This is a genomic window from Pseudarthrobacter sp. NCCP-2145 (assembly GCF_023708005.1).
In the GTDB taxonomy this organism is placed as follows: domain Bacteria; phylum Actinomycetota; class Actinomycetes; order Actinomycetales; family Micrococcaceae; genus Arthrobacter; species Arthrobacter oxydans.
In genome coordinates this window covers 84,555-103,727 of record NZ_BRCG01000015.1, presented here as the reverse complement: position 1 = coordinate 103,727, position 19,173 = coordinate 84,555, and the positions used below count along the sequence as shown (strand labels likewise).

Here is a 19,173-nt window from a genome sequence, read left to right as displayed (position 1 = left end):
CCAGGAGGTCCTGTGAGAATCCTTGTTGCCTACGCAACCCGCCATGGTGCAACAGCCGGCATCGCCGAACGCCTCGCCTCCCGCTTCGCCGAGGACGGCATCCCGGCCGAGGCCCATCCGGTGACCGCCGTGGACGACGTCGCTTTGTACGACGCCGTGGTGCTGGGCGGCGCCGCCTACATGGGGCACTGGTTGAAGGAGGCAACAGCTTTCGCCAAACGGCACCGGCAGGAGCTGCAGGACCGGAAGGTCTGGCTCTTCAGCAGCGGCCCGCTCGGAAACGACGCCGTCGACAAAGCCGGCGAGGATGTCCTGCACAGTGCGCGGCCCAAGGAGTTCACCGAACTGACCACACTGCTCCAGCCCCGCGGCGAGGAAGTGTTTTTTGGTGCGTGGAATCCGGATGCTCCTCCCGTCGGCATCGGCGAGCGCCTGATCCGGCTCGCTCCGGCGTCCCGGGAAGCACTGCCGGCCGGTGACTTCCGCAATTGGGACGCCGTCGATGCCTGGGCTGACCACATCGCTGCCGAACTGGCAGCGGGCAGTGAACCCACGCCGGGGTCCGGTGCATCAGGACCTGCCCCGGTAAACTAGCTGCCGCCGCCCTCTGCCTCCCGCGGCGCACCGGGCTGAAGTACACCGGGCTGGAGGACACCGGGCTGCGGGACACCGGGCTTCCCAACCATCGCCCGGAGCTCCTCCAGCATTTCAAGCTGCCGGCTGTTGATGGCCATCAGCCGGTCGAGCTCCGACTTGGACTGCACATCCGTCTCGTAGTCGTGGCGTGCCATCGCCGCCGCTATGGCGTCCTGGCGTTTGGCGGCAATCAGCAGGATGGCGCCCTGGAGTCCTGCCAGCATCGAGAGGAAAAGGTTGAGGAGAATGTAGGGATACGGGTCCCAGGCTGCTGCTGCCAGGACATAGGTGTTGTACCCGGCCCACGCCGCCATGGCGGCGAGGAACAGACCTACGAAAGTCCAGCTGCCCATGCCGTTGCGGAGGACGTCCGCCGCCCGCTCACCCCGGCTCAAGCCCTCCTTGTGCCGCGCATGCCACGTACTTCTTCGCTCGCTCATGTGCTTAGGGTATGCGGCGCCCCGCGTCCTCCGCCGCACCAATGTGCGGATGGATCCACCGGCCGGGTTGCCCCCGGCGAACACCCCATTACGGGACCTTGGCCCCTAATGGATTGCCCCGTCCTCTGGCACGGTGGACGGAGGCCGAGGCAGGACCATCGAGGGAGAGCAAATTTATGGCGGGAACGTTCGAGCTGTTTGCCGATGAGGATTCGCGGATCAGGTTCAGGCTTGTCGCGCCGGACGGAACCGTGCTGGCGGTGTCCGGACAGTACCCGGACAAGTACCAGGCTGCCGCCGCCATCAGGGATGTCCGCGAGTGCGCGGGAACGGGTTTGATCAGTGACCTCGCTCCTGCGGCCGCCCTGGCAAGGGTGGGGGCGCAGCGGAGCCCGCACCACGTCCGCCCGTACAGTACCGGCACGGCAAATTCGCGCGGGGCCGCGTAGAAGCCGGCTGGGCTAGAAACTGGATGAACTGCCCGAACCGGAAAAGCTACCGCCACTGCTTCCATACCCGGTGGTGCTGCCGCCTCCGCCCCGGGCGGAGCTGACGCTGCTGACTCCCGTGTTGAGGCCGGAGTTGAAGGTGGCCACCGAGAAGAAGTGGTAGGACGGATATACGGTGCCCAGGATGCTTGGCTCGTAGCTGCGCCGCCCCCTGTGGTTGAGTCCGTCCTGGGCCGCCTGCATCTCCTTGCGCATCACCTCCGCTTCGCGTTGGTTTTTCGCGAATCCCCCAATGACTGTTTGGGCATGGTTTTCCAGGAGCACGGCCAGCCGGGACCGGGCGTCGTAGAGGCGGTCGAGCGCCTTTTCGGGGGTGGTTTTTCCTTCGGCCAGCTCCGCCGTCCACCGTTCGATGTCCCGGAGGCTCTGGTCCCGGAAGGACCGCAGGGCCGCCGCGGTGGCCGAGTCCCCCTGCCCGTGGCGCTTGCTGAGGACTTGCTCCAGCCCTGCAAGATCCTTGCGGAAGGGGGCGAGCTGGCGGTCCCACGCCGTAGGCCACGTGCCGGCCTTGTTGAGGAGGGCGTTGGTGTCGGCGATGACATCGTCCAGTGCGTCGAGCTCCGAGGCTGCATCCGCGTATTCCCGGGCGAGCCTGAGGTGCCTGCGGCGCCCCAGGTCGCGGCTGGACAGCGCATGCACCTTGTTTGAGAGCTGGCTGGCGGTGTTGTACCGGTTGAGGAAAGTCCGGTGCTTCTCAAGGACGTGGCCTCCGTACCGGGAGGCCTCGGGAATGGTGCCCGCGTTCAGCTCTGTCACCTCAAGGTCCATGCTGACGTTGGCGTAGCTTTGGTCGCCGCGCGCAATCTCTTTCCGGCTGGAGGATCTCGTGACGGCCCGCACGATGATCCAGGCGGCCGCACCCAGGGCTGCTGTTCCTGCGGTCACCCAGGCTGTGATGAGGAATGCTGCGGACCGGTACCACGGCTGGCTGATGAGCTCGGCCGCACGGCGGACGCCCGCCACGGTTCCCTCCGTCCACTGCGCGTCACGGAGGAGATCCCTGGCCGCGTCCTGGATGTCTTGCCGCTGCTCAAGGGACACCTTCCGGTCCTCGCCCATGTAGGTTCCAACATGGCGGCCCACCGGATCAAGGGCGAAGATGAAGAGCCCGTCTGCCCACTTCTGCCCGTCCGCGCTGATCCACTCGGGATGCCCGCTCCGGGCAAACCTCAGGACCTCTTCATTGAGGTTGTCCCCGGTCCTGCCGTTGTAGGTGTAGATGGCAACCCGTGTGGGCTCGTAGAAGTCGATCCCCTCCAGCGCCGGTACCAGCTGGTTCCGGTCCAGGACCCCGGCAGTGTCCTCCACCTGTACGGATACCGGCGGATCAGCGAAAGCGGCGGCTGCTCCCGCCGGCAACAGCGCTGCCAGGACCAGCATCAGGCCTACGAGCCTGTGCACTGCGGTACTTATCCGGTCCACCCCGTTGCTCCCCTGCGTGCTCAGACGGCGTTCCATCCGTTGTCGGAGGGAAGCACCACGCCGTTGATGTTTGAGCCGTCCCTGCTGAGCAGGAATGTAATCCCGGCGGCGACTTCCCCGGCTTCCGCGATGGGCGGCACGTTTGCCTGGAGCAGGGGGCCAAGGACCTCAGCGCCCAGCTGGGACTTGAATTCTGCGTGGATGTTGGTCCTGGTGCCGCCGGGAGCTACTGCATTGACCCGGATGCCGCGGCGCCCGTACATGACCGCTGAGCTGCGGGTCAGGCCGATCAGGGCGTGTTTGGAGACGGTGTAGGCAGCACCTGCCGCCGCCCCGCGCAGGCCTGCCTCGGAGGAGACATTCACTATCGAGCCGTACCCCGCCGCCAGCATCACCGGCACTACGGCCCTTGTAAGGCGCATGACGGCAGTCAGGTTGACGTCCAGCACCCGCTCCCACATGCCGTCGTCGAGCTCATGGACGGGCTGGAAGCTGTCCATGATGCCTGCCACGTTGGCCAGCGCGTCGATGCGCCCGCCGGCGGCGGCCACCACCCCCTGCACCACGTCTTCTCTGCTGATGTCGCCGGCAACCGGCACAAACCCGAGCCCCGGGTATTCGGCTACCAGGTTGTCCAGGCCTTCCCCGCTCAGGTCGCTTGCGATGACCCGGCCGCCCTCGCGGGCAACACGCAGGGCAGTTGCGCGTCCTATCCCGGATGCGGCACCGGTGACAATGACGGTCTGGCCTTCGAACCGGCCCGTCGTGATGTTTTCCTGCCACGCAGCCATGCGGTGCTCCTCAATCCTCAGCATGTCTTGCTTCCCACTGCTGTGTGGTGCTCTGCTTGGTTGAGCGGGTACACAGGAACCCACGCCACCAGCATGCAGTCACGGAAGAAACCCCCACAGTGCCGAAAGTCCCCTGACCAGGAGCGCAGAAGCTATGCAGGATTCACGGTCCATCGTTGCCGGCTATGACGGTTCTGCTGAGGCTGCTACCGCCATCCACTGGGCGGCGGAGCAGGCGCAGCTGCGCAACCGCCCACTCCTCGTGGTGCACTGCTCCATCTGGCCGCTGCTGACCAGGAACCTCGGCCCCGTTCCCGGCGTCGCGGACAGCGGGCTGGAGCGGGCGGCGCAGGCAATTCTGGAGGAGGGGATCAGCCGTGCCGAAGCGGCGGCCCCCGGGCTGAAGGTTGAAGGCACCCTGCTGCACGGATTGCCCGCATCGTATCTCGCCGAGATTTCTTCCGGGGAGGAGATGATCGTCGTCGGCAGCCGGGGTTTGGGCGGCTTCCTGGGACTCCTGGTGGGATCCGTAAGCCTGGAACTGGCGGCCACCGCAACCTGCCCGGTAGCAGTGATAAGGCCGGATCTTCACCCCGGCGGGCCCGTCGTCGTCGCGGTGGACGGCACGGGGTCCTCCATGGCGCTGGAAGACGCCTGTGAACTCGCCTCTGCCTGGCAGGCGGGCCTCACCGTCGTCCATGTCCACCACACGCCGCCCGGATACGGGCATCGCGAGATGCCGGACGCCGTGGCCGCCGCCGGGGAGGTCCTCAATTCCGCCCTTGCCCGCGCCCGCGCCCTCTCCCCTGCTGTTCCCGTGGAGGGAAGGGTGCTGACTGATACGTCGGTCGCCCATGCCGTCCTCAAAGCGTCGGAAGGTGCACGGATGCTGGTTGTGGGCACCAAGGGCCAGGGGCTCCTCAGGGAGACGATAGGTTCCACCGCCCACGCTGTCCTGCACCACGCACGTGGCCCGGTCCTCATCTCACGCCGCGGCACGACCGCCCGCATCAGGGAGGAACAATAAGGCCCCTGGAGCCAAGTGGTCCGCCTTGGTAGCTTCAACCCATGGCCATCACATTCGAGAACGTCGGCATCGCCGTCCGCGACATTGAAGCAGCAATTGCCTTCTTTACCGACCTCGGGCTCACGGTGGTCGGCCGCGATACGGTCAGCGGCGAGTGGACGGATACGGCCGTCGGGCTGGATGGCAACCACGCCAGGATTGCCATGCTCCAGACCCCGGACGGCCGCGGCCAACTTGAGCTTTTCGAATACATCCACCCCGAAGCGAACCAGACCAATCCAACCCGCCCCAACGACATTGGCATGCACCGCGTGGCCTTCTCGGTGGACAACCTGGACACAGCCCTTGAGGCAGCCGCGAAGCACGGATGCCATCCGCTGCGCGGCGTGGCGACCTACGGCGACGCGTACAAGCTCACATACCTCCGCGGTCCGAGCGGAATCATTCTGATGCTCGTCGAAAAACTGCAGAAACGCTGACACCAGCGGACGGCACAATCCTGGCCACCGGGACCTAGGACCCTTATCGATCCCGGCACCCTCCTCCATCCTTGAGGTTGACGCAGCAGTCCGGGATCAACCCGATCGCCGACCAACAAGGAGCAGTCATGAAGGCCATTGTCTACGGCGGGCCCGGGAAAAAATCCTGGACCGATGTGCCGGACCCGTCGATCATCAATCCCAGCGACGCCATCGTCAAGGTGGACACCACCACCATCTGCGGAACAGACCTGCACATCCTCAAGGGTGATGTCCCTGCAGTCCAGGAGGGACGGATCCTGGGCCACGAAGGCGTGGGAACCATCACCGAGGTGGGGGCCTCCGTCACCACACTGAAACCTGGCGACAGGGTGATCATTTCCTGCATCAAGTCCTGCGGCCACTGCGCCAACTGCAAGACTGGGCTCTATTCCCATTGCCTCGGGGACGAAGGCGCATCAGGAATCGGCTGGGTCTTTGGCCACCTCATCGACGGCACCCAAGCCGAATACGTCCGCGTTCCCTATGCGGAAAACTCCCTTCATCTCCTCCCTGAGGGGGTTACGGACGAACAGGCCGTCATGCTCTCGGACATCCTCCCCACGGGCTTCGAAATCGGGGTCCAGTACGGCCGCGTGAAGCCCGGGGACACGGTGGCTGTGGTGGGAGCGGGCCCGGTGGGGCTGGCAGCGATTGCCACTGCGGGCCTCTACGGGGCGGCCACCATCATCGCCATAGACCTTGACCGGAACCGCCTGGAGCAATCCCGCGCGTTCGGGGCTACACACGTTGTCCTGTCAGGCGATTCCGACTGGAAAGACCAAGTGCTGTCCCGGACGGACGGGCAGGGCGTGGATGTTGCCATCGAGGCCGTGGGCATTCCCGCCACCTTCGGTATGTGCACCGAGATTGTCCGGCCCGGCGGCACAGTTGCCAATGTTGGCGTGCACGGCAAACCGGTGGAACTGCACCTGGAAAACCTCTGGATCCAGAACATCAACATCAGCATGGGCCTGGTCAACGCCAACACGACGCCAATGCTCCTGAAGCTCGTTGCGCAGAAGAAGCTGCCCGCAGAAAAGTTCGCCACCCACCATTTCCGCTTTGAGCAGTTCATCGACGCCTACGACACGTTCGCGCGGGCCGCGGAGACCAACGCACTGAAGGTGGTCATCACCGCCTGAGGGGCGCGGCGGGTGGCGTCCGCCCGGCTGGCAGCCGCGCCGCGGCCTATGCTGGTCCAGTGACCCCTGCCCCCTCCCCAAGCACGCTCGACGTCGTCGTCCATTCGGGACCGGCCGACTGGTGGGTCATCCTCGCCGGCCTGGGTCCCCTGGCCGTCCTCATCGCCGCCTTGCTGGCGTTCTACATCAATTGGCGCACGCTTAAACAGCGCACTGCAGCCGATGCCACTGCGCTGGAGCAGAAGCGGGAAGCGGACGCCCATGCACTGCTGCAAAAAACCGAAGCGGACAGCCGTGCGGAGTGGTGGCGCCGGACGCAGTGGGCGCTGGACCGGGCACTGGACCAGGATGAAGGAACGAAAGCCCTGGGACTGGCAACCCTGGAAGTCCTGGCACGCAGCGAACTCGCCCGCAACGAGGAGCTTGAGCTGTTCGACATCGCCTGGAAGAGCGTGTGGGGCGACGAAAACGCGGACGACGACGGGCTGGGCACCGAGGCGGACCCGGAGACTGGGTTCGTGGACGCCGGTGGCAACATAGGCGAGAATGGAACCACGGGTGAAGACACTACCAAGGAGGTTGGACCATGAGCGCAGCATCGTCTGAACACCGGTTCGTCCATACTCCGCGGAGCGCCGCCGCCAAGCCGGCCCCGAAGAAAGCCACCCCTGCCGAGCATCGCGTCCAGGTGGCTGCTGCCAGGCTGCGTGTCACGCTCGACCAGCGCCTCGGCCGGGAAACACCGGCCAGGACCAAGGCGCTGGCCAGGGAACCCATCTAGGTTCCGTTCTGCAGGCTGTGAAGGCCAACGCACATGTGTGCTGGATTGGGTGAGTAGTGGCTGCAGTAATTCTTGGATGGAACCCGGGCGGATCCGGCCCATGGGACTACCGTGCCGCCGTCGGGCTCGTGGCGGAGTCCGGCAGGTTCCTGCGGCGCTGGAGTACTGTCCGGCCACTCAACGTCCCCGCAGGAAGTGAAGCCTGGCTCTTCGTCCAGGGTGGCAGCGACGCCGGCACAGGGCTGATCGGCCACGGGGTGGTGGTGTCCGAGCCGTACCAGGTGCTGTCCGGGGATGACGCCGCCGCGGCCTGGCACGCCGGCGTGCTGTTCGACGCACTGCTCCCCCTCGGTGAGCAGATCCGTCAGGAAACGCTCCGCGCATCAGTCCCCGGGATTCCCTGGAGTGAGGCACTGATCCGCCCGGGCGTTACCGTTCCCGGTCACGCGGAGCCCGCCCTCCGCCGCCTGTGGAGGGACCTCGGGCCGGCGGCCACCGGTCCTCCACACGTTGTTTCGGGCACGCTCCCGCCGGACGCCGTCAGCACCATTGACGTGAACCGCCATGAGCGGGACCCTGACGCACGCCGGGTGTGCCTGGCGTTCCATGGAACGTCCTGCGCTGCCTGCGGTTTCTCCTTCGAAGCCTTTTATGGCGACGCCGGCTCCGGGTCCATCGACGTCCACCATGTGGTGCCGCCGGAGCTGCTCGGGAGCGGGTACCAGCTGGACCCCGTCGCCGACCTTGTGCCGCTGTGCCCCAACTGCCACGCCCTGGCACACCCCAGCGGCGGCCCGCCGCGCACCGTGTCGGAGCTCCGGCACATCATGTCCGCCTCCGGCCACCTGAGGGGCGAGGTGGTCAGCGACCTTGCCCTCCAGGCCCAGGAAGATGCGAGGAGGATTCTGGAAGGACCACGCACAAACCGGCAGGAGCCTCCGGCCTAGGTTGCCTGGCGTTAGTGCCGCGGGTGCCTGAGGGCTAGAGCGGCGCGTGCGTTGCCGGCAAGATGCACCAGGGCCGCGACCACCAGGAAAGCCGCCAGGACCTGGGCTATGGACGCCAGGGCAGCAGGCCAGCCGCCCTCAAGCGTGGGATCCAGGAAATCGTAGACGTACCAGCCGTCGATGGAACCCCGCACCCAGGAAAAGATGAGGAAGGCCACCGGGTAGGCAAGCCACGCCAGGGGCCGCCACCAGGGACCCCGGCCCATCCTGCTGACCAGGAGCCAGTCGAACACAACATAAAGCGGGGCCAGGCGGTGGTGGGCCATTTGCGGCCAGTAGAGGTCCCAGCTCCACCATGGTTCCTCCGGCGGCGCCACGAGGACAATGTAGATAAGTCCCGTCATCACCAAGTAGAGGACAAAGGCGCCGAAGAGGTGGTCCCACCAACGCGGAAGCCTTGCCGCCGGCCATGCCGCCGATCCGATCAGCAGGAACCCGAGGCCGAGGTTCGCCTGGACGGTGAATTCCGAATACAACTGAAAACTGTCGACGTCGGTGCCCGGCAGGGTTGCGTCATAGGTCTTCTGCACGAGTGCGGCGAGCACGAACGCGCCCACCAGCAGCCGGACCGCCCTGACCCACGGGCTGTCCGGGCGCAGGGCGCTGGCCGGGTCGCGGTGATGCTCCTCCAGGGGAACCAACTTGCGTGCGCTGCTCATTCGCAAAGTTTCGCACGCCAGGGACGTCCCTGCGCAGGGCACAAAGACCGCTGTCAGCTGCTTTCACCCGACGGGCCCCGCATCCCGCTGTAGGCCGTGGCGGCGCCTGCCAAGAAGATGAGGACAGCGACGTACACCGGGCCGAGGTGTCCAATCGTTGCCAGGCCCCAGGGGTAATGCGCCGGGACAGAGATTGCGAGACTGACTGCCGTAACAGTGACGGTGGCGGCGAAGGCCCACCGTTCACCCCGTCGCACGCCGAACCAGGACATGGCCGCAATGGCCAGCCCGGTGGCAGCGATGAAGCCGCTAAGCGCAATGTGCAGATGGCTGATGTAGTGATACAGCCGGGGGCTGAACGCCTGGACCTCCGCCCTGCCTTTGTCCACCTCTTCGGGACCGATGCCCAGCTCCAGGAAGGCGCCCGAGAAGTTGAGAGCCAGGAAGGCTGCGGCGTATCCCACGAAAGCCAGCCCGGCAAGCGCCATCAGGGCTGCTCCGACCCGGAGCCGGAACTGCTGTGCGGAAGTAGTTTGGATGGCAGGCACAGCCGCCACCCCCTCTCAGGTTCACGTTCTTCTTTGATGAGAGTCCCCTGTTCCACGCCTGTCAAGGGAACTTTCCCGGGAAGCGGCGGGCTGATCAACCCCTCAGAAGAAAGCCCCTGTTCCCGGCTGCACGAAATAACCGGCAGTGTAATCCGCAAGAAAGCTTGACGGTTGCAAAACGTTTTGCATATAGTGATGCAAGCAACATACAAAACGTTTTGCAAAGGAACGAAGTCAATGGCGACAAAGGTAAACATCAGGGACGTGGCCAAGGCCGCAGGCGTCTCCGTGACCACTGTGTCGCATGCCCTGAGCGAAGCGCACAGCTCCCGGGTCAACGCCCGGACCGTGGAGCACATCAAGGCAGTGGCCGGCGACCTCGGCTACGCCCCGAACCGGCTGGCAAGCGGACTGCGCAACCAGCGCTCCCAGATCCTGGGCCTCGTCAGCGACGAAATCACCACCACCCCTTTTGCCGGCGCGATGATCCAGGGCGCACAGGATGCCGCTTCCGAACACGGGCACCTGCTCATGGTGGTCAACTCCGGCCTGGACAACGAACTCGAACTCCAGGAAATCCGGGCACTGCAGCAGCACCAGGTGGACGGCATCATCTATGCGCGCATGTTCAACCAGCAGGTATCCGTCCCGGAGGAGCTCCAGGCCGTGCCCACCATCGTGCTGGATGCCACCTCGGACAACCCGGGGCTGTCCTCAGTGGTGCCGGACGAGTTCGGCGCCGGTGACTCTGCCGCCGAGCTGCTGGTCAGGGCGGGGCACCGCACTATCGCCATGATCAACAACGAGGACGACATCCCCGCGGCCCACGGGCGGCTCGCCGGGTTCCGGGCGGGCCTGGACCGCCACGGGCTGCAGCTGCCGGAGGAGTTCCTGGTTGCAGGCCATCCCAGTACAGCGGGAGGCCGGGAAGCTGCGCTGGAGCTGCTGTCCCGGCAGGAGCGTCCCACTGCGCTGTTCTGTTTCAACGACCAGATGGCCATGGGCGCCTACCAGGCGGCCGGGCACCTCGGCCTGGGCGTCCCGGCGGACGTTTCGATCGTGGGCGTGGACAACCTCGAGCTCATCGCCGACGGCCTGTGGCCCGGACTATCCACCATGGCACTCCCCCACTACGAGATGGGCCGGTGGGCTGTCCTGAAGCTCCTCAGCGAGCTCGAAAACCCCGGGGCGCCCCGGTCGCACGAAAAAATCCCCTGCCCGCTGGTTGAGCGGGAGTCCGTCGCTCCGCCCAGGGGCTGAGCGGCTTCGTCCAGGGGCCTGACCGTCAGCACCGGGTCCGCCCCGGCACCACCGGCCCGGCTTCCGGCCCGGACCACAAACCATCCCCTCCACCCTTCCCACAAAAAACGGGAACGCAGCCGTTGCAGCGGCCGCGTTCCCTGCAGGACCCAATCAATCCCTCCACCCTGTCCAAGCAGAAAGACCGACCCATGAACAAGAAGCTCACCAGGATCCTGGCGACCAGCATAGCCGCTGCCGCCCTCACCGCCACCCTCGCCGGCTGCGGCAAAGGCAGCGCCTCCTCCTCCACCGAAGGGTCCGGGGAAATCGCCCTGTGGACCCACAACGCCGGCAATCCGGAAGAACTGGCCGCGGTCCAGGGAATCGTCGACTCCTACAACAGCAGCCAGGACAAAGTGAAAATCAAAGTCCAGGCCTTCCCCCAGGACTCCTACAACGATTCCGTGGTCTCCGCGGCCGCCGCGGGCAACCTCCCCTGCATTGTGGACATCGACGGCCCCAACGTCCCCAACTGGGCCTGGGCCGGCTACCTGGAGCCCCTCGAACTGGACACGGACCTGTCCAAGCACCTCCCCAGCACCGTGGCTGAATGGGACGGGAAGCCCTACGCCGTGGGCTACTACGACGTCGCCCTCGCCATGATGGCACGCGCCTCGGACCTGGAGGCGGCCGGCGTCCGCGTTGCCACCATGGACCAGCCCTGGACCAAGGAAGAGTTCCAGGACGCCCTCACCAAGCTCAAGGCCCTGGGCAAATGGGAGCACCCGCTGGACCTCGGCACAGCCGGCACCGGTGAATGGCTCCCCTACGCCTACTCCCCCTTCCTGCAGTCCTTCGGCGGAGACCTGGTCAACCGGGACGGCTTCCAGAGTGCGGACGGTGAACTGAACGGCGAGGAAGCAGTCCAGTGGGCCAACTGGTTCCGCGGGCTGGCCAACGAGGGCTTCATGGCCAAGAAGAGCGGCAAGGACTCCACCCAGGACTTCCTGAACAACAAGAGCGCCATCGTGTACACCGGTTCGTGGGCTGCGGACAAGGCCAAAGAGGCCCTCGGGGACGACCTGGTGGTCATGCCGCCGGTCGACCTCGGCGAAGGACCCAAGATCGGCGGCGCCTCCTGGCAGTGGGGCGTGACCAGCGGCTGCAGCGATACCGGGGCAGCCATGGACTACCTGGCCTATTCACTGAAGCCGGAGAACATCGCCGCGGTTGCCAAGGCCACCGGCGCCATTCCGGCCAGCGAGGAGGCTGCGGCCCAGATCCCCAGCTTCACCGAAGGCGGCGCCAACCGGATCTTCATGGACTTCTCCCGGGAATACGCCGTGATGCGCCCTGAAACTCCCGCCTACCCCTTCATCGCCACCGAGTTCGGCAAGGCCACCCAGGACATCCTGAACGGGGCCGACCCCCAGGCCACCCTGGACAGCGCCGTGAAGGCGATTGACGCCAACATCAAGTCCAACGGCGGCTACAAGAACTAGCCGGAGCACGCCGGAGGGATGCGCCGCAGCGCGCCGCATCCCTCCCGCCGCCCGACCTACGGAGACCCCCATGGCAACTGTTCCCCTTCCCACACGCCCACGTCCCGCTACCCCGGAAACCGCACTGCCGCCGTCGAACGCCAGGCGCAAGGCCCCCACCAAGCACCGCAGGCCCGGCTCCGGCCGCGAGCAGCTCAGCGGCTGGGGCATGATCGCCCCGGCGGCAGTGCTGCTGCTGGCCTTCATCTTCATCCCGGCCATCCTCGGCTTCGGCCTGGCCTTCACCAACGCACGGCTCATCTCGCCGCGGCCGGTGGAGTTCGTGGGCGTGGACAACTTCGCCCGCCTCTTCTCGGACCCCACGTTCTACCGGGCACTGCTCAACGTCGCCTACTTCACGGTGGTCATTGTTCCGGTGCAGTCCGGCCTGGCCCTGGTGATGGCGCTGCTGATCAACAAGAAGTTCCGGGGCGTAAATTTCTTCCGCACCGTGTACTTCCTGCCCGTGGTCACCTCCATGGTGGTGGTCTCCCTGCTGTGGCTGTTCATGTACCGCAAGGACGGCCTGATCAACGAGATCCTCTCCGCCGTCAGCTTCGGCCTCATCGACGGCCCGGACTGGCTCGGGGACCCGAACACCGCTATGCCCGCCATCATCATCCTGTCCATCTGGCAGGCCGCCGGCTTCCACATGATCATCTGGCTGGCCGGGCTCCAGGGCATCTCGGGCGAACTGTACGAGGCGTCGCAACTGGACGGCACCAGCCGCTGGCAGCAGTTCCGCTACGTCACCTGGCCGGGCCTCTTCCACACCCGCAGCCTGGTCCTCGTGACCATCACCATCCAGGCCCTTGGCCTCTTCGACCAGATCAGCGTGATGACCCAGGGCGGTCCGATGGACTCCACCACCACCATCATCTACGAGGCGGTCCAGTCCGGCTACCGGCAGCAGGAAACCTCCTACGCCTCCGCCATTTCGCTGGTGTTCTTCGTCCTCGTGCTGATCGTCTCCGCGGTGCAGCGCCACCTCACGCGGGAGAAAGACTGACATGAAAAACCAACTGTTCCTGAAAGACGCGGGCACCATGCTGGTCCGCATCCTCTTCGCCGTCGTCGCCGCGTTCCCCATCGTTTTCATGCTGGTCTCCTCGCTGAAGCCGGACCAGCAGATCTTCGGCGACATGTCCTCCCTGGCCGCGTTCCTGCCGGTGGGCAACATCTCCTTCGACAACTACGCCGCCGTCTTCGACCGAGTCCCGGCAGCCCGATTCCTGCTCAACTCGGTGGGCGTCTCCGCCGTCACGGTGATCCTCGGCATTTTCGTCAACAGCCTCTGCGCCTTCGCCCTGTCCCGCATGCAGGTCCGCGGGAAGAAGATCGTGTTCACCGCGATCCTCGCCACGCTGATTGTGCCTTTCCAGACCCTGGCCCTGCCGCTGGTGTGGTGGGTCAACCAGCTCCCCTACTTCGAACTGAACGGCTTCAGCCTCGAGTTCTCCAAGGGCTGGCTGGACACGTACCAGGTCCAGATCATCCCGTTCATCGCCAACGCCTTCTCCATCTACCTGTTCCACCAGTACTTCGAGTCCATTCCCAAGGAGCTGGACGAGGCCGCGCGCATCGACGGCGCCGGCTGGTTCAAGATCTACCGCCAGGTGGTCATGCCGCTCTCCGGGCCGGCCACCGCCACCGTGGCGATCCTGACCTTCCTCCCTGCCTGGAACTCCTATCTCTGGCCGCTGATGGTGGTCCAGTCCGAGGAACTGCGTCCGGTAATGATCGGCATCCAGTACTTCTTCCAGCTGAACGTCTCGTGGGGCGAGGTGATGGCATACGCTTCCCTCATCACTGTTCCGGTGGTGGTGCTTTTCATCGCCTTCCAGCGTTCGTTCGTCAACAGCATCGCCTCCAGCGGCGTGAAGGGCTGACCGTGAATTCATTAACGACGGCGCCAGGGGCACCTCCCGCCACCACCGCGGACCCTCACCGGCCGGAGTTCCACTTCACCGCCGAACGCAACTGGCTGAACGATCCCAACGGGCTGGTGTACCTCAACGGCACCTACCACCTCTTCTACCAGCACAACCCCTTCGGCACGGACTGGGGCAACATGTCCTGGGGCCATGCCACCTCCCCGGACCTGCTCCACTGGGACGAGCAGCCGGTGGCCATTCCGTGCGACGAGCGCGAGGCCATCTTCTCCGGCTCGGCGGTGTTCGACGAGCACAACACCAGTGGCCTTGGCACGGCCGGCAATCCTCCGCTGGTTGCCATTTACACCAGCGCCTACAGTGCCGCCTCACCGCTGGCGGGCCGGCAGGCGCAGTCGCTCGCCTACAGCCTCGACGAGGGTGCCACCTGGACAAAGTACTTTGGCAATCCCGTCCTGGACCGCGCGTCCGCCGACTTCCGGGATCCCAAGGTTTTTTGGTACGACGGCGCTGCGGGCAGTTACTGGGTGATGGTTGCCGTTGAGGCGGTGGAGCGCCAGGTGGTGCTGTACAAGTCGGCCAACCTGAAGAGCTGGGAGTACCTGAGCACCTTTGGCCCGGCCAACGCCACCGGCGGGGTGTGGGAGTGCCCGGACCTCTTCGAGCTGCCCGTGGACGGCAACCCCGGTGAGTCCAGGTGGGTCCTCATCGTCAACCTCAACCCGGGCGGCATCGCCGGCGGTTCCGCCGGGCAGTACTTCCTGGGCGCGTTCGACGGCGTGGAGTTCCGTTCCGGGTCGACGGTTACGGAGGGCTTCCAACAGGACGGCAGCCGGATGCGTGAGTACGGCTGGCTCGACTGGGGCCGCGACTACTACGCCGCGGTCTCCTTCAGCGGGGTTGCCGACGGCCGGCGGATCATGATCGGCTGGATGAACAACTGGGACTATGCCGGCTCCACCCCCACCGGCGGGTGGCGCAGTTCGATGTCACTGCCGCGGGAGGTCTCACTGGCCAGGCTGGACGGGAGATTGGTGCTTCGGCAAACGGCCATTGACCCGTTTGCCGGGCAGGAATCCCCAAGCTTCAGCCTGGGTCCGCAGGCCCTGGCATCTGGCGTCCAGGAGCTGCCGGTGGCAGCCGCCGTGGGGCGGCTGGAGGTGGTTTTCGAGCCGGGTGCGGCAACCCGTGTGGGGCTGGTGGTCCGGGCCGGCGGAGCCGAACGTACCGTCATCAGCTACGACGTTGCGGACGGCGTGCTTCGCCTGGACCGGAGGGAGTCGGGACAGGCAGATTTCCATGCGGCCTTCCCTTCCGTTGAGGCCGTCGCCGTTCCGCTGCGGGATGGCCGCCTTGGACTGTCTGTCCATCTGGACCGCTGCTCCGTGGAGGTCTTCGCCCAGGACGGGCTCGCCACCATCACGGACCTTGTGTTCCCTGCGGAGGCGAGCACGGCCCTGGCGGTCTTCGCCGAAGGTGGGGGCGCGCACCTCGTGGCGCTGAACGTCGTCGGACGCTGACGCTGCCGGTGGTCCCGGGGTTCGGGACCACCTGCCCTCAGGCTGGGGACGTTTCGGTTGAGCCCGTATCGGCAGCCTGCAGCCAGGTGGTGAGCACCGCACACGCGAGCCCGAGGTTCCCCATCTGGCAGTGCTGGCCGGCGTGCTCGGCCCGGGTGAACACCCGGGTGGTGACGCTTCGGGCCGCCACGAGCGCCCTTTCCTGTTCCCTGGCCAGCGCTGGCGGTTGGAAGGCGTCGTTTTCGCCAACCATCAACAGCACGTCCTGGTTCACCCGGCCGCTGCCCAGGTGCGTGGCATTCATGCCAAGGAACCATTCGGCGACGTCGGCCGGGTCGTCGCTGTTGAGCATGTACAGGACCTGGTCCACCACCACACGGAGGGTGGGAAACAGCCGGGCACGGGTCCGCACGCTCCAGCGCATGAAGCCGCGGTGCCGCACCATCGCGCGGACCGGGCCGCGCGCCACGCGTGGGAGCCTGTAGAGCCAGTCGTACACCGGCGGCCAGGCCACCACCCGGTGGATCCGGGGCTCGCGGCCTGCGGCGCGGACTGCCCAGTAGCCACCCATGGAGATGCCTACCAGGGCGGCGTGGCCGAGCCGGAAGTGGTCCAGCACCGCCCCGACAGGCTTTTCCCAGTCGTGGTCGAAGGTCAGCCCGTTCAATGTCCGGGCACCGCCTTGGCCCGGGCCCTCGAAGGCAACCACCTGGAAACCTGCGGCGGCTATCCGCTGGCAGATGGGGAAGAACTCCTCGATCAGGGAGTCGAACCCGCCGTGCAGCAGCACCGTGCCGCCGTTTCGGGTCCCGGACGCCGGAAGCGAGTAGGCCCGCAATGACGCTTCGCCATAAGGGATGGTGTGACGGGTCAGGCCGGCAGCGGCGAATGCCGTCTCGAAGAGCTGCAGGTAGCGGCGGTAGCGCGTCGCCTTTTCGGCTGACCGCGGTGGCGTGAAGAACTCTGCGATCCTGGCGTAACCCGCCGCCTGCCGGTGCCGGTCCTCGGCTGCGGCGCGGTTGGACAAAGCCTCGAACACGGCGACGCAGTCATCCATTCCCCGCACGTGTGGTGCGGCGCCGAGCAGTTCATCCCGGTCGGCAAAACCCAGGGCATGTGCCCGGTTGAGTTGGTAGTTGATGAAGGCCCGCCGGTGGAACCGTTCGAATCCCACCGGCAGGGGAACAAGCTCCGGATCGCTCACATCGCGATCGTACTCCTGGGCTGATGGACGGCGCAGTAGATTGTCGGACCCCCTTGGCAGGATGGGTTTATGGGCAGCGAAGCGGTGGCGAGGGCGTTTGCGGATATCAGGGCCGCCCTTGCCGTGCTCAATGCGGAGGTGGACGGGTGCGGTTCGGAGCCGTTCTCTGCTGCCGATCCCTTAGCCGGGCTGGCAGATGGGAGCCTGGACATCCTCGCCGGTGCAGCAGCGGTGGAAGCCGGCGTGGCGGGGTTGAAGGCCCGCGCTGCCATGAAGTACGCCGACACCGCCCACGCCCTGGCCCCTCCCGGGATGCCGGTGCAGGCACAGGAAATGGCCGTGGCCGCGGAGATCGGGTGCGTGCTGGCCCTCGGGCCGCGGGCCGCCAGCGCGTTCCTGTCCGTATCCCATGCGCTGACCACCACCCTGCCCCTGACCCTCGCGGCCCTGCACGCCGGCACGATCTCGTGGCAGCACGCCCGGGTCATGGCGGACGAGGCAGCCACCCTCGACGCCGCCGGCGCCACCGCCCTGGAAGCCCACTTCCTGGACCCGGACACACCACGACCAGCCACCGCAGCAACGATCGGGGAGATGCCCGCTCACCGGTTCAAACACAAAGCCCGCACCTGGCGCGAACGCCACCATCCCGAATCGCTGGAGAAGCGCCACGCCAAGGGGGTGGCGGACCGGCGGGTCGAATACCGGCCTGACCAGGACGGGATGGCCTGGCTCTCCGCTTGTTTGCCCGCGCACCAGGCGCTGGCAGGCTGGAACCGCCTTAACGCTCTCGCGCGGGCCGCACAAGGACCCACCGAACCCCGCACCCTCACCCAACTCCGGACCGACCACTTCGCCGAAGCCATCCTCACCAGCGGAACCAGTGCAACCTTCCATGCAGACAACAGTGCAGGTAACGGCGAGGAAGCAAGCGACAGCGACGGAGCCGGCGCAGGAACCTGTGCTGGCCTGCTTTCCCCGGGGATCCGGGCCCAGGTCCTGGTCACCGTGCCGGTGTTCTCGCTGATGGGCCTGACGGAGGAGCCGGCGGTGCTGGACGGGTTCGGCCCCGTTCCGCCGTCCATGGCGAGGGATCTGGTCGCTGACGGGGCTGATTCGTTCTACCGGGTCCTTGTTGATCCGCGGGACGGGGCGCCGTTGGAGATCGGGCGGAGCAGCTATAGGGTCACCAAAGCCATGCGGAACTGGCTCCGGCTAAGGGACGGCCAGTGCCCGTTCCCCGGCTGCAGCAACCCGTCTTTGGATAACGAGGCAGACCACCTCCTCGCCTGGCACCACGGCGGGACCACCGGGATCAGCAACCTGGGACAACCCTGCCCGAAGCACCACAAACTCCGGCACACGAGCGGCTGGAAACCAACACCAGCCACCAAAAACCAACCACCCGGCTGGACCTCACCCACCGGCCGCCACTACAAAAGCGAACACCAGGACTGGGAACCACCCCACTGGCCAGAGTCTGCCCTGTCCGCCATGCCCGCTCAGCCCGGCGGCCACGCGGACTATCTATACATTCCACGGTCCCCAGGAGAAGAAAACCTGCACCGCGTCCTCTACGGCAGCTCCTGACCGCTGTGCAGCTCCCTGCCTTCGGCTCCCCCGCAAGAGGGCTCTGTTCTAACTGGGGCTCAAGGCGCTGCTTCAGCCCGGTCGCGCACGTTCAGCAGCATTTTGCGCATCATCCAGAAGTCGCCGAACTCAAGCAAGAGGGAGAAAGCTATGGTGGGCGAGAGCCACCGGTACCGCGAGCGCACACGGCTGATCAACCGCGTTGAGCCGTCCGACATGGGATCGAGCTGCCACGTCCAGGTGGTGTCACCGGGCGTACCCCAGATCATGGACTTCGGTGCGTCCATCGCCTGGACCGGCATGCCGTGCTTGCCGTCAGGGCTCATCGGCACAATGTCGCCGACAGCGAGGTGTTGAAGTTCGGGGATGATGCGCCGGGCGCTTGGACGGCCCAGGTTGTCGAGGATGTCGTAGCTGTACCAGCCGGCACGGGTCAGCCCGGCCTGGACCAGCCACGGCCAGATCCGCTCCGGCGGCGCTCCAACCGTGACCGCCCGCGTGGCGTTGAAGGATGGACCCGGCACGAGGTCATCTCCGGGCAGAGCACGTGAGACCTCTTCCGGCGTCGCGCCCCAGTGGAGCTGCCGCGGACGCAGGTACCGGGCATAGGTTGCGCCCGCAGCAGCAGCCGCGAACACGATGACCAAACGCCTGTGGAACCGCATCATCCCAGTTTGCGCTTCACTCCCCTGCCGGATCCA

At 66.2% G+C, this 19,173-nt stretch carries 21 protein-coding genes; 14 read left to right on the top strand and 7 right to left on the bottom strand.

Features of this window, described 5'->3' with window-relative positions; all coding sequences use genetic code 11:
* The first annotated feature begins 12 nt into the window (after nucleotides 1–12).
* A complete protein-coding gene (locus NFU08_RS14120; protein ID WP_251424179.1) occupies nucleotides 13–594 on the top strand; it encodes a flavodoxin domain-containing protein in 582 nt (193 codons plus the stop codon).
* Here NFU08_RS14120 and NFU08_RS14115 read toward each other — a convergent pair.
* Nucleotides 591–1,076, bottom strand: coding sequence for a DUF1003 domain-containing protein (locus NFU08_RS14115; RefSeq protein WP_251424177.1), 486 nt, complete (start codon nucleotides 1,074–1,076; stop codon nucleotides 591–593). The two genes, NFU08_RS14120 and NFU08_RS14115, sit on opposite strands and share 4 nt — an antisense overlap.
* Nucleotides 1,077–1,252: 176 nt before the next feature.
* On the opposite strand from NFU08_RS14115, the gene NFU08_RS14110 reads away from it, so the two are divergent.
* Nucleotides 1,253–1,525 (top strand): DUF1508 domain-containing protein, encoded by a 273-nt coding sequence (locus NFU08_RS14110; RefSeq protein WP_251424175.1) that lies wholly within the window; start codon nucleotides 1,253–1,255, stop codon nucleotides 1,523–1,525.
* A 12-nt stretch (nucleotides 1,526–1,537) separates the two neighbouring features.
* On the opposite strand, the gene NFU08_RS14105 is transcribed toward NFU08_RS14110, so the two are convergent.
* Nucleotides 1,538–2,965: a DUF5129 domain-containing protein gene (locus NFU08_RS14105; RefSeq protein ID WP_251424214.1), complete on the bottom strand. Its 1,428-nt coding sequence runs from the start codon at nucleotides 2,963–2,965 to the stop codon at nucleotides 1,538–1,540.
* 62 nt (nucleotides 2,966–3,027) lie between these two features.
* Nucleotides 3,028–3,798 carry an SDR family NAD(P)-dependent oxidoreductase gene (locus NFU08_RS14100; protein WP_251424173.1) on the bottom strand — a complete coding sequence of 257 codons (771 nt, stop codon included), beginning with the start codon at nucleotides 3,796–3,798 and terminating at the stop codon, nucleotides 3,028–3,030.
* Between the two features lie 154 nt (nucleotides 3,799–3,952).
* Here NFU08_RS14100 and NFU08_RS14095 point away from each other — a divergent pair, with 154 nt between their 5' ends.
* The 6 genes from NFU08_RS14095 to NFU08_RS14070 all read left to right on the top strand — a co-directional run bounded on the left by NFU08_RS14095 (nucleotide 3,953) and on the right by NFU08_RS14070 (nucleotide 8,216).
* Complete coding sequence (locus tag NFU08_RS14095) at nucleotides 3,953–4,825, top strand: universal stress protein (protein ID WP_174180272.1); 873 nt, start codon at nucleotides 3,953–3,955, stop codon at nucleotides 4,823–4,825.
* A 41-nt stretch (nucleotides 4,826–4,866) separates the two neighbouring features.
* Nucleotides 4,867–5,304: a VOC family protein gene (locus NFU08_RS14090; RefSeq protein WP_251424171.1), complete on the top strand. Its 438-nt coding sequence runs from the start codon at nucleotides 4,867–4,869 to the stop codon at nucleotides 5,302–5,304.
* A gap of 128 nt (nucleotides 5,305–5,432) precedes the next feature.
* Nucleotides 5,433–6,488 carry a zinc-dependent alcohol dehydrogenase family protein gene (locus NFU08_RS14085; protein WP_251424169.1) on the top strand — a complete coding sequence of 352 codons (1,056 nt, stop codon included), beginning with the start codon at nucleotides 5,433–5,435 and terminating at the stop codon, nucleotides 6,486–6,488.
* 59 nt (nucleotides 6,489–6,547) lie between these two features.
* Complete coding sequence (locus NFU08_RS14080) at nucleotides 6,548–7,078, top strand: hypothetical protein (protein WP_174180266.1); 531 nt, start codon at nucleotides 6,548–6,550, stop codon at nucleotides 7,076–7,078.
* Nucleotides 7,075–7,269 (top strand): hypothetical protein, encoded by a 195-nt coding sequence (locus NFU08_RS14075; protein ID WP_174180264.1) that lies wholly within the window; start codon nucleotides 7,075–7,077, stop codon nucleotides 7,267–7,269. Before NFU08_RS14080 ends, NFU08_RS14075 begins: the two co-directional genes overlap by 4 nt.
* 56 nt (nucleotides 7,270–7,325) lie before the next feature.
* Nucleotides 7,326–8,216: a restriction endonuclease gene (locus NFU08_RS14070; protein ID WP_251424167.1), complete on the top strand. Its 891-nt coding sequence runs from the start codon at nucleotides 7,326–7,328 to the stop codon at nucleotides 8,214–8,216.
* Between the two features lie 11 nt (nucleotides 8,217–8,227).
* Here the strand turns inward: NFU08_RS14070 and NFU08_RS14065 are convergent, their stop codons facing one another.
* Both NFU08_RS14065 and NFU08_RS14060 read right to left on the bottom strand, forming a co-directional pair.
* Complete coding sequence (locus tag NFU08_RS14065) at nucleotides 8,228–8,935, bottom strand: Pr6Pr family membrane protein (RefSeq protein ID WP_251424165.1); 708 nt, start codon at nucleotides 8,933–8,935, stop codon at nucleotides 8,228–8,230.
* 53 nt (nucleotides 8,936–8,988) lie between these two features.
* Entirely contained in the window at nucleotides 8,989–9,483 is a 495-nt protein-coding gene (locus NFU08_RS14060) for a hypothetical protein (protein WP_251424164.1), read from the bottom strand.
* A 237-nt stretch (nucleotides 9,484–9,720) separates the two neighbouring features.
* On the opposite strand from NFU08_RS14060, the gene NFU08_RS14055 reads away from it, so the two are divergent.
* From NFU08_RS14055 to NFU08_RS14035, 5 genes are all read left to right on the top strand, one after another.
* Nucleotides 9,721–10,743, top strand: coding sequence for a LacI family DNA-binding transcriptional regulator (locus NFU08_RS14055; RefSeq protein WP_174180258.1), 1,023 nt, complete (start codon nucleotides 9,721–9,723; stop codon nucleotides 10,741–10,743).
* 191 nt (nucleotides 10,744–10,934) lie between these two features.
* Entirely contained in the window at nucleotides 10,935–12,227 is a 1,293-nt protein-coding gene (locus NFU08_RS14050) for a sugar ABC transporter substrate-binding protein (RefSeq protein WP_251424162.1), read from the top strand.
* A 70-nt stretch (nucleotides 12,228–12,297) separates the two neighbouring features.
* Nucleotides 12,298–13,275, top strand: a complete 978-nt coding sequence (locus NFU08_RS14045; protein WP_174180256.1) for a carbohydrate ABC transporter permease — start codon at nucleotides 12,298–12,300, stop codon at nucleotides 13,273–13,275.
* A gap of 1 nt (nucleotide 13,276) precedes the next feature.
* Nucleotides 13,277–14,155: a carbohydrate ABC transporter permease gene (locus tag NFU08_RS14040; RefSeq protein WP_066276517.1), complete on the top strand. Its 879-nt coding sequence runs from the start codon at nucleotides 13,277–13,279 to the stop codon at nucleotides 14,153–14,155.
* Between the two features lie 2 nt (nucleotides 14,156–14,157).
* The gene (locus NFU08_RS14035; RefSeq protein ID WP_251424160.1) at nucleotides 14,158–15,678 is read left to right on the top strand and encodes a glycoside hydrolase family 32 protein; all 1,521 of its coding nucleotides are present in this window, start codon (nucleotides 14,158–14,160) and stop codon (nucleotides 15,676–15,678) included.
* A gap of 37 nt (nucleotides 15,679–15,715) precedes the next feature.
* On the opposite strand, the gene NFU08_RS14030 is transcribed toward NFU08_RS14035, so the two are convergent.
* Nucleotides 15,716–16,882, bottom strand: coding sequence for an alpha/beta fold hydrolase (locus NFU08_RS14030; protein WP_251424158.1), 1,167 nt, complete (start codon nucleotides 16,880–16,882; stop codon nucleotides 15,716–15,718).
* A gap of 69 nt (nucleotides 16,883–16,951) precedes the next feature.
* Between NFU08_RS14030 and NFU08_RS14025 the strand changes: the two genes are divergently transcribed.
* Nucleotides 16,952–18,472, top strand: coding sequence for an HNH endonuclease signature motif containing protein (locus tag NFU08_RS14025; RefSeq protein WP_251424156.1), 1,521 nt, complete (start codon nucleotides 16,952–16,954; stop codon nucleotides 18,470–18,472).
* A gap of 59 nt (nucleotides 18,473–18,531) precedes the next feature.
* Here NFU08_RS14025 and NFU08_RS14020 read toward each other — a convergent pair whose 3' ends face one another.
* Complete coding sequence (locus NFU08_RS14020; protein ID WP_174180248.1) at nucleotides 18,532–19,137, bottom strand: hypothetical protein; 606 nt, start codon at nucleotides 19,135–19,137, stop codon at nucleotides 18,532–18,534.
* Nucleotides 19,138–19,173 lie beyond the last annotated feature (36 nt).

What these genes read in the sequence shown, in the direction of transcription:
- NFU08_RS14115 (WP_251424177.1), bottom strand. Translation starts at nt 1,076, where the DNA reads ATGAGCGAGCGAAGAAGTACGTGGCATGCGCGGCACAAGGAGGGCTTG.
- NFU08_RS14110 (WP_251424175.1), top strand. Translation starts at nt 1,253, where the DNA reads ATGGCGGGAACGTTCGAGCTGTTTGCCGATGAGGATTCGCGGATCAGG.
- NFU08_RS14105 (WP_251424214.1), bottom strand. Translation starts at nt 2,965, where the DNA reads ATGCTGGTCCTGGCAGCGCTGTTGCCGGCGGGAGCAGCCGCCGCTTTC.
- NFU08_RS14100 (WP_251424173.1), bottom strand. Translation starts at nt 3,798, where the DNA reads ATGGCTGCGTGGCAGGAAAACATCACGACGGGCCGGTTCGAAGGCCAG.
- NFU08_RS14095 (WP_174180272.1), top strand. Translation starts at nt 3,953, where the DNA reads ATGCAGGATTCACGGTCCATCGTTGCCGGCTATGACGGTTCTGCTGAG.
- NFU08_RS14090 (WP_251424171.1), top strand. Translation starts at nt 4,867, where the DNA reads ATGGCCATCACATTCGAGAACGTCGGCATCGCCGTCCGCGACATTGAA.
- NFU08_RS14085 (WP_251424169.1), top strand. Translation starts at nt 5,433, where the DNA reads ATGAAGGCCATTGTCTACGGCGGGCCCGGGAAAAAATCCTGGACCGAT.
- NFU08_RS14075 (WP_174180264.1), top strand. Translation starts at nt 7,075, where the DNA reads ATGAGCGCAGCATCGTCTGAACACCGGTTCGTCCATACTCCGCGGAGC.
- NFU08_RS14065 (WP_251424165.1), bottom strand. Translation starts at nt 8,935, where the DNA reads ATGAGCAGCGCACGCAAGTTGGTTCCCCTGGAGGAGCATCACCGCGAC.
- NFU08_RS14055 (WP_174180258.1), top strand. Translation starts at nt 9,721, where the DNA reads ATGGCGACAAAGGTAAACATCAGGGACGTGGCCAAGGCCGCAGGCGTC.
- NFU08_RS14050 (WP_251424162.1), top strand. Translation starts at nt 10,935, where the DNA reads ATGAACAAGAAGCTCACCAGGATCCTGGCGACCAGCATAGCCGCTGCC.
- NFU08_RS14045 (WP_174180256.1), top strand. Translation starts at nt 12,298, where the DNA reads ATGGCAACTGTTCCCCTTCCCACACGCCCACGTCCCGCTACCCCGGAA.
- NFU08_RS14040 (WP_066276517.1), top strand. Translation starts at nt 13,277, where the DNA reads ATGAAAAACCAACTGTTCCTGAAAGACGCGGGCACCATGCTGGTCCGC.
- NFU08_RS14025 (WP_251424156.1), top strand. Translation starts at nt 16,952, where the DNA reads ATGGGCAGCGAAGCGGTGGCGAGGGCGTTTGCGGATATCAGGGCCGCC.
- NFU08_RS14020 (WP_174180248.1), bottom strand. Translation starts at nt 19,137, where the DNA reads ATGCGGTTCCACAGGCGTTTGGTCATCGTGTTCGCGGCTGCTGCTGCG.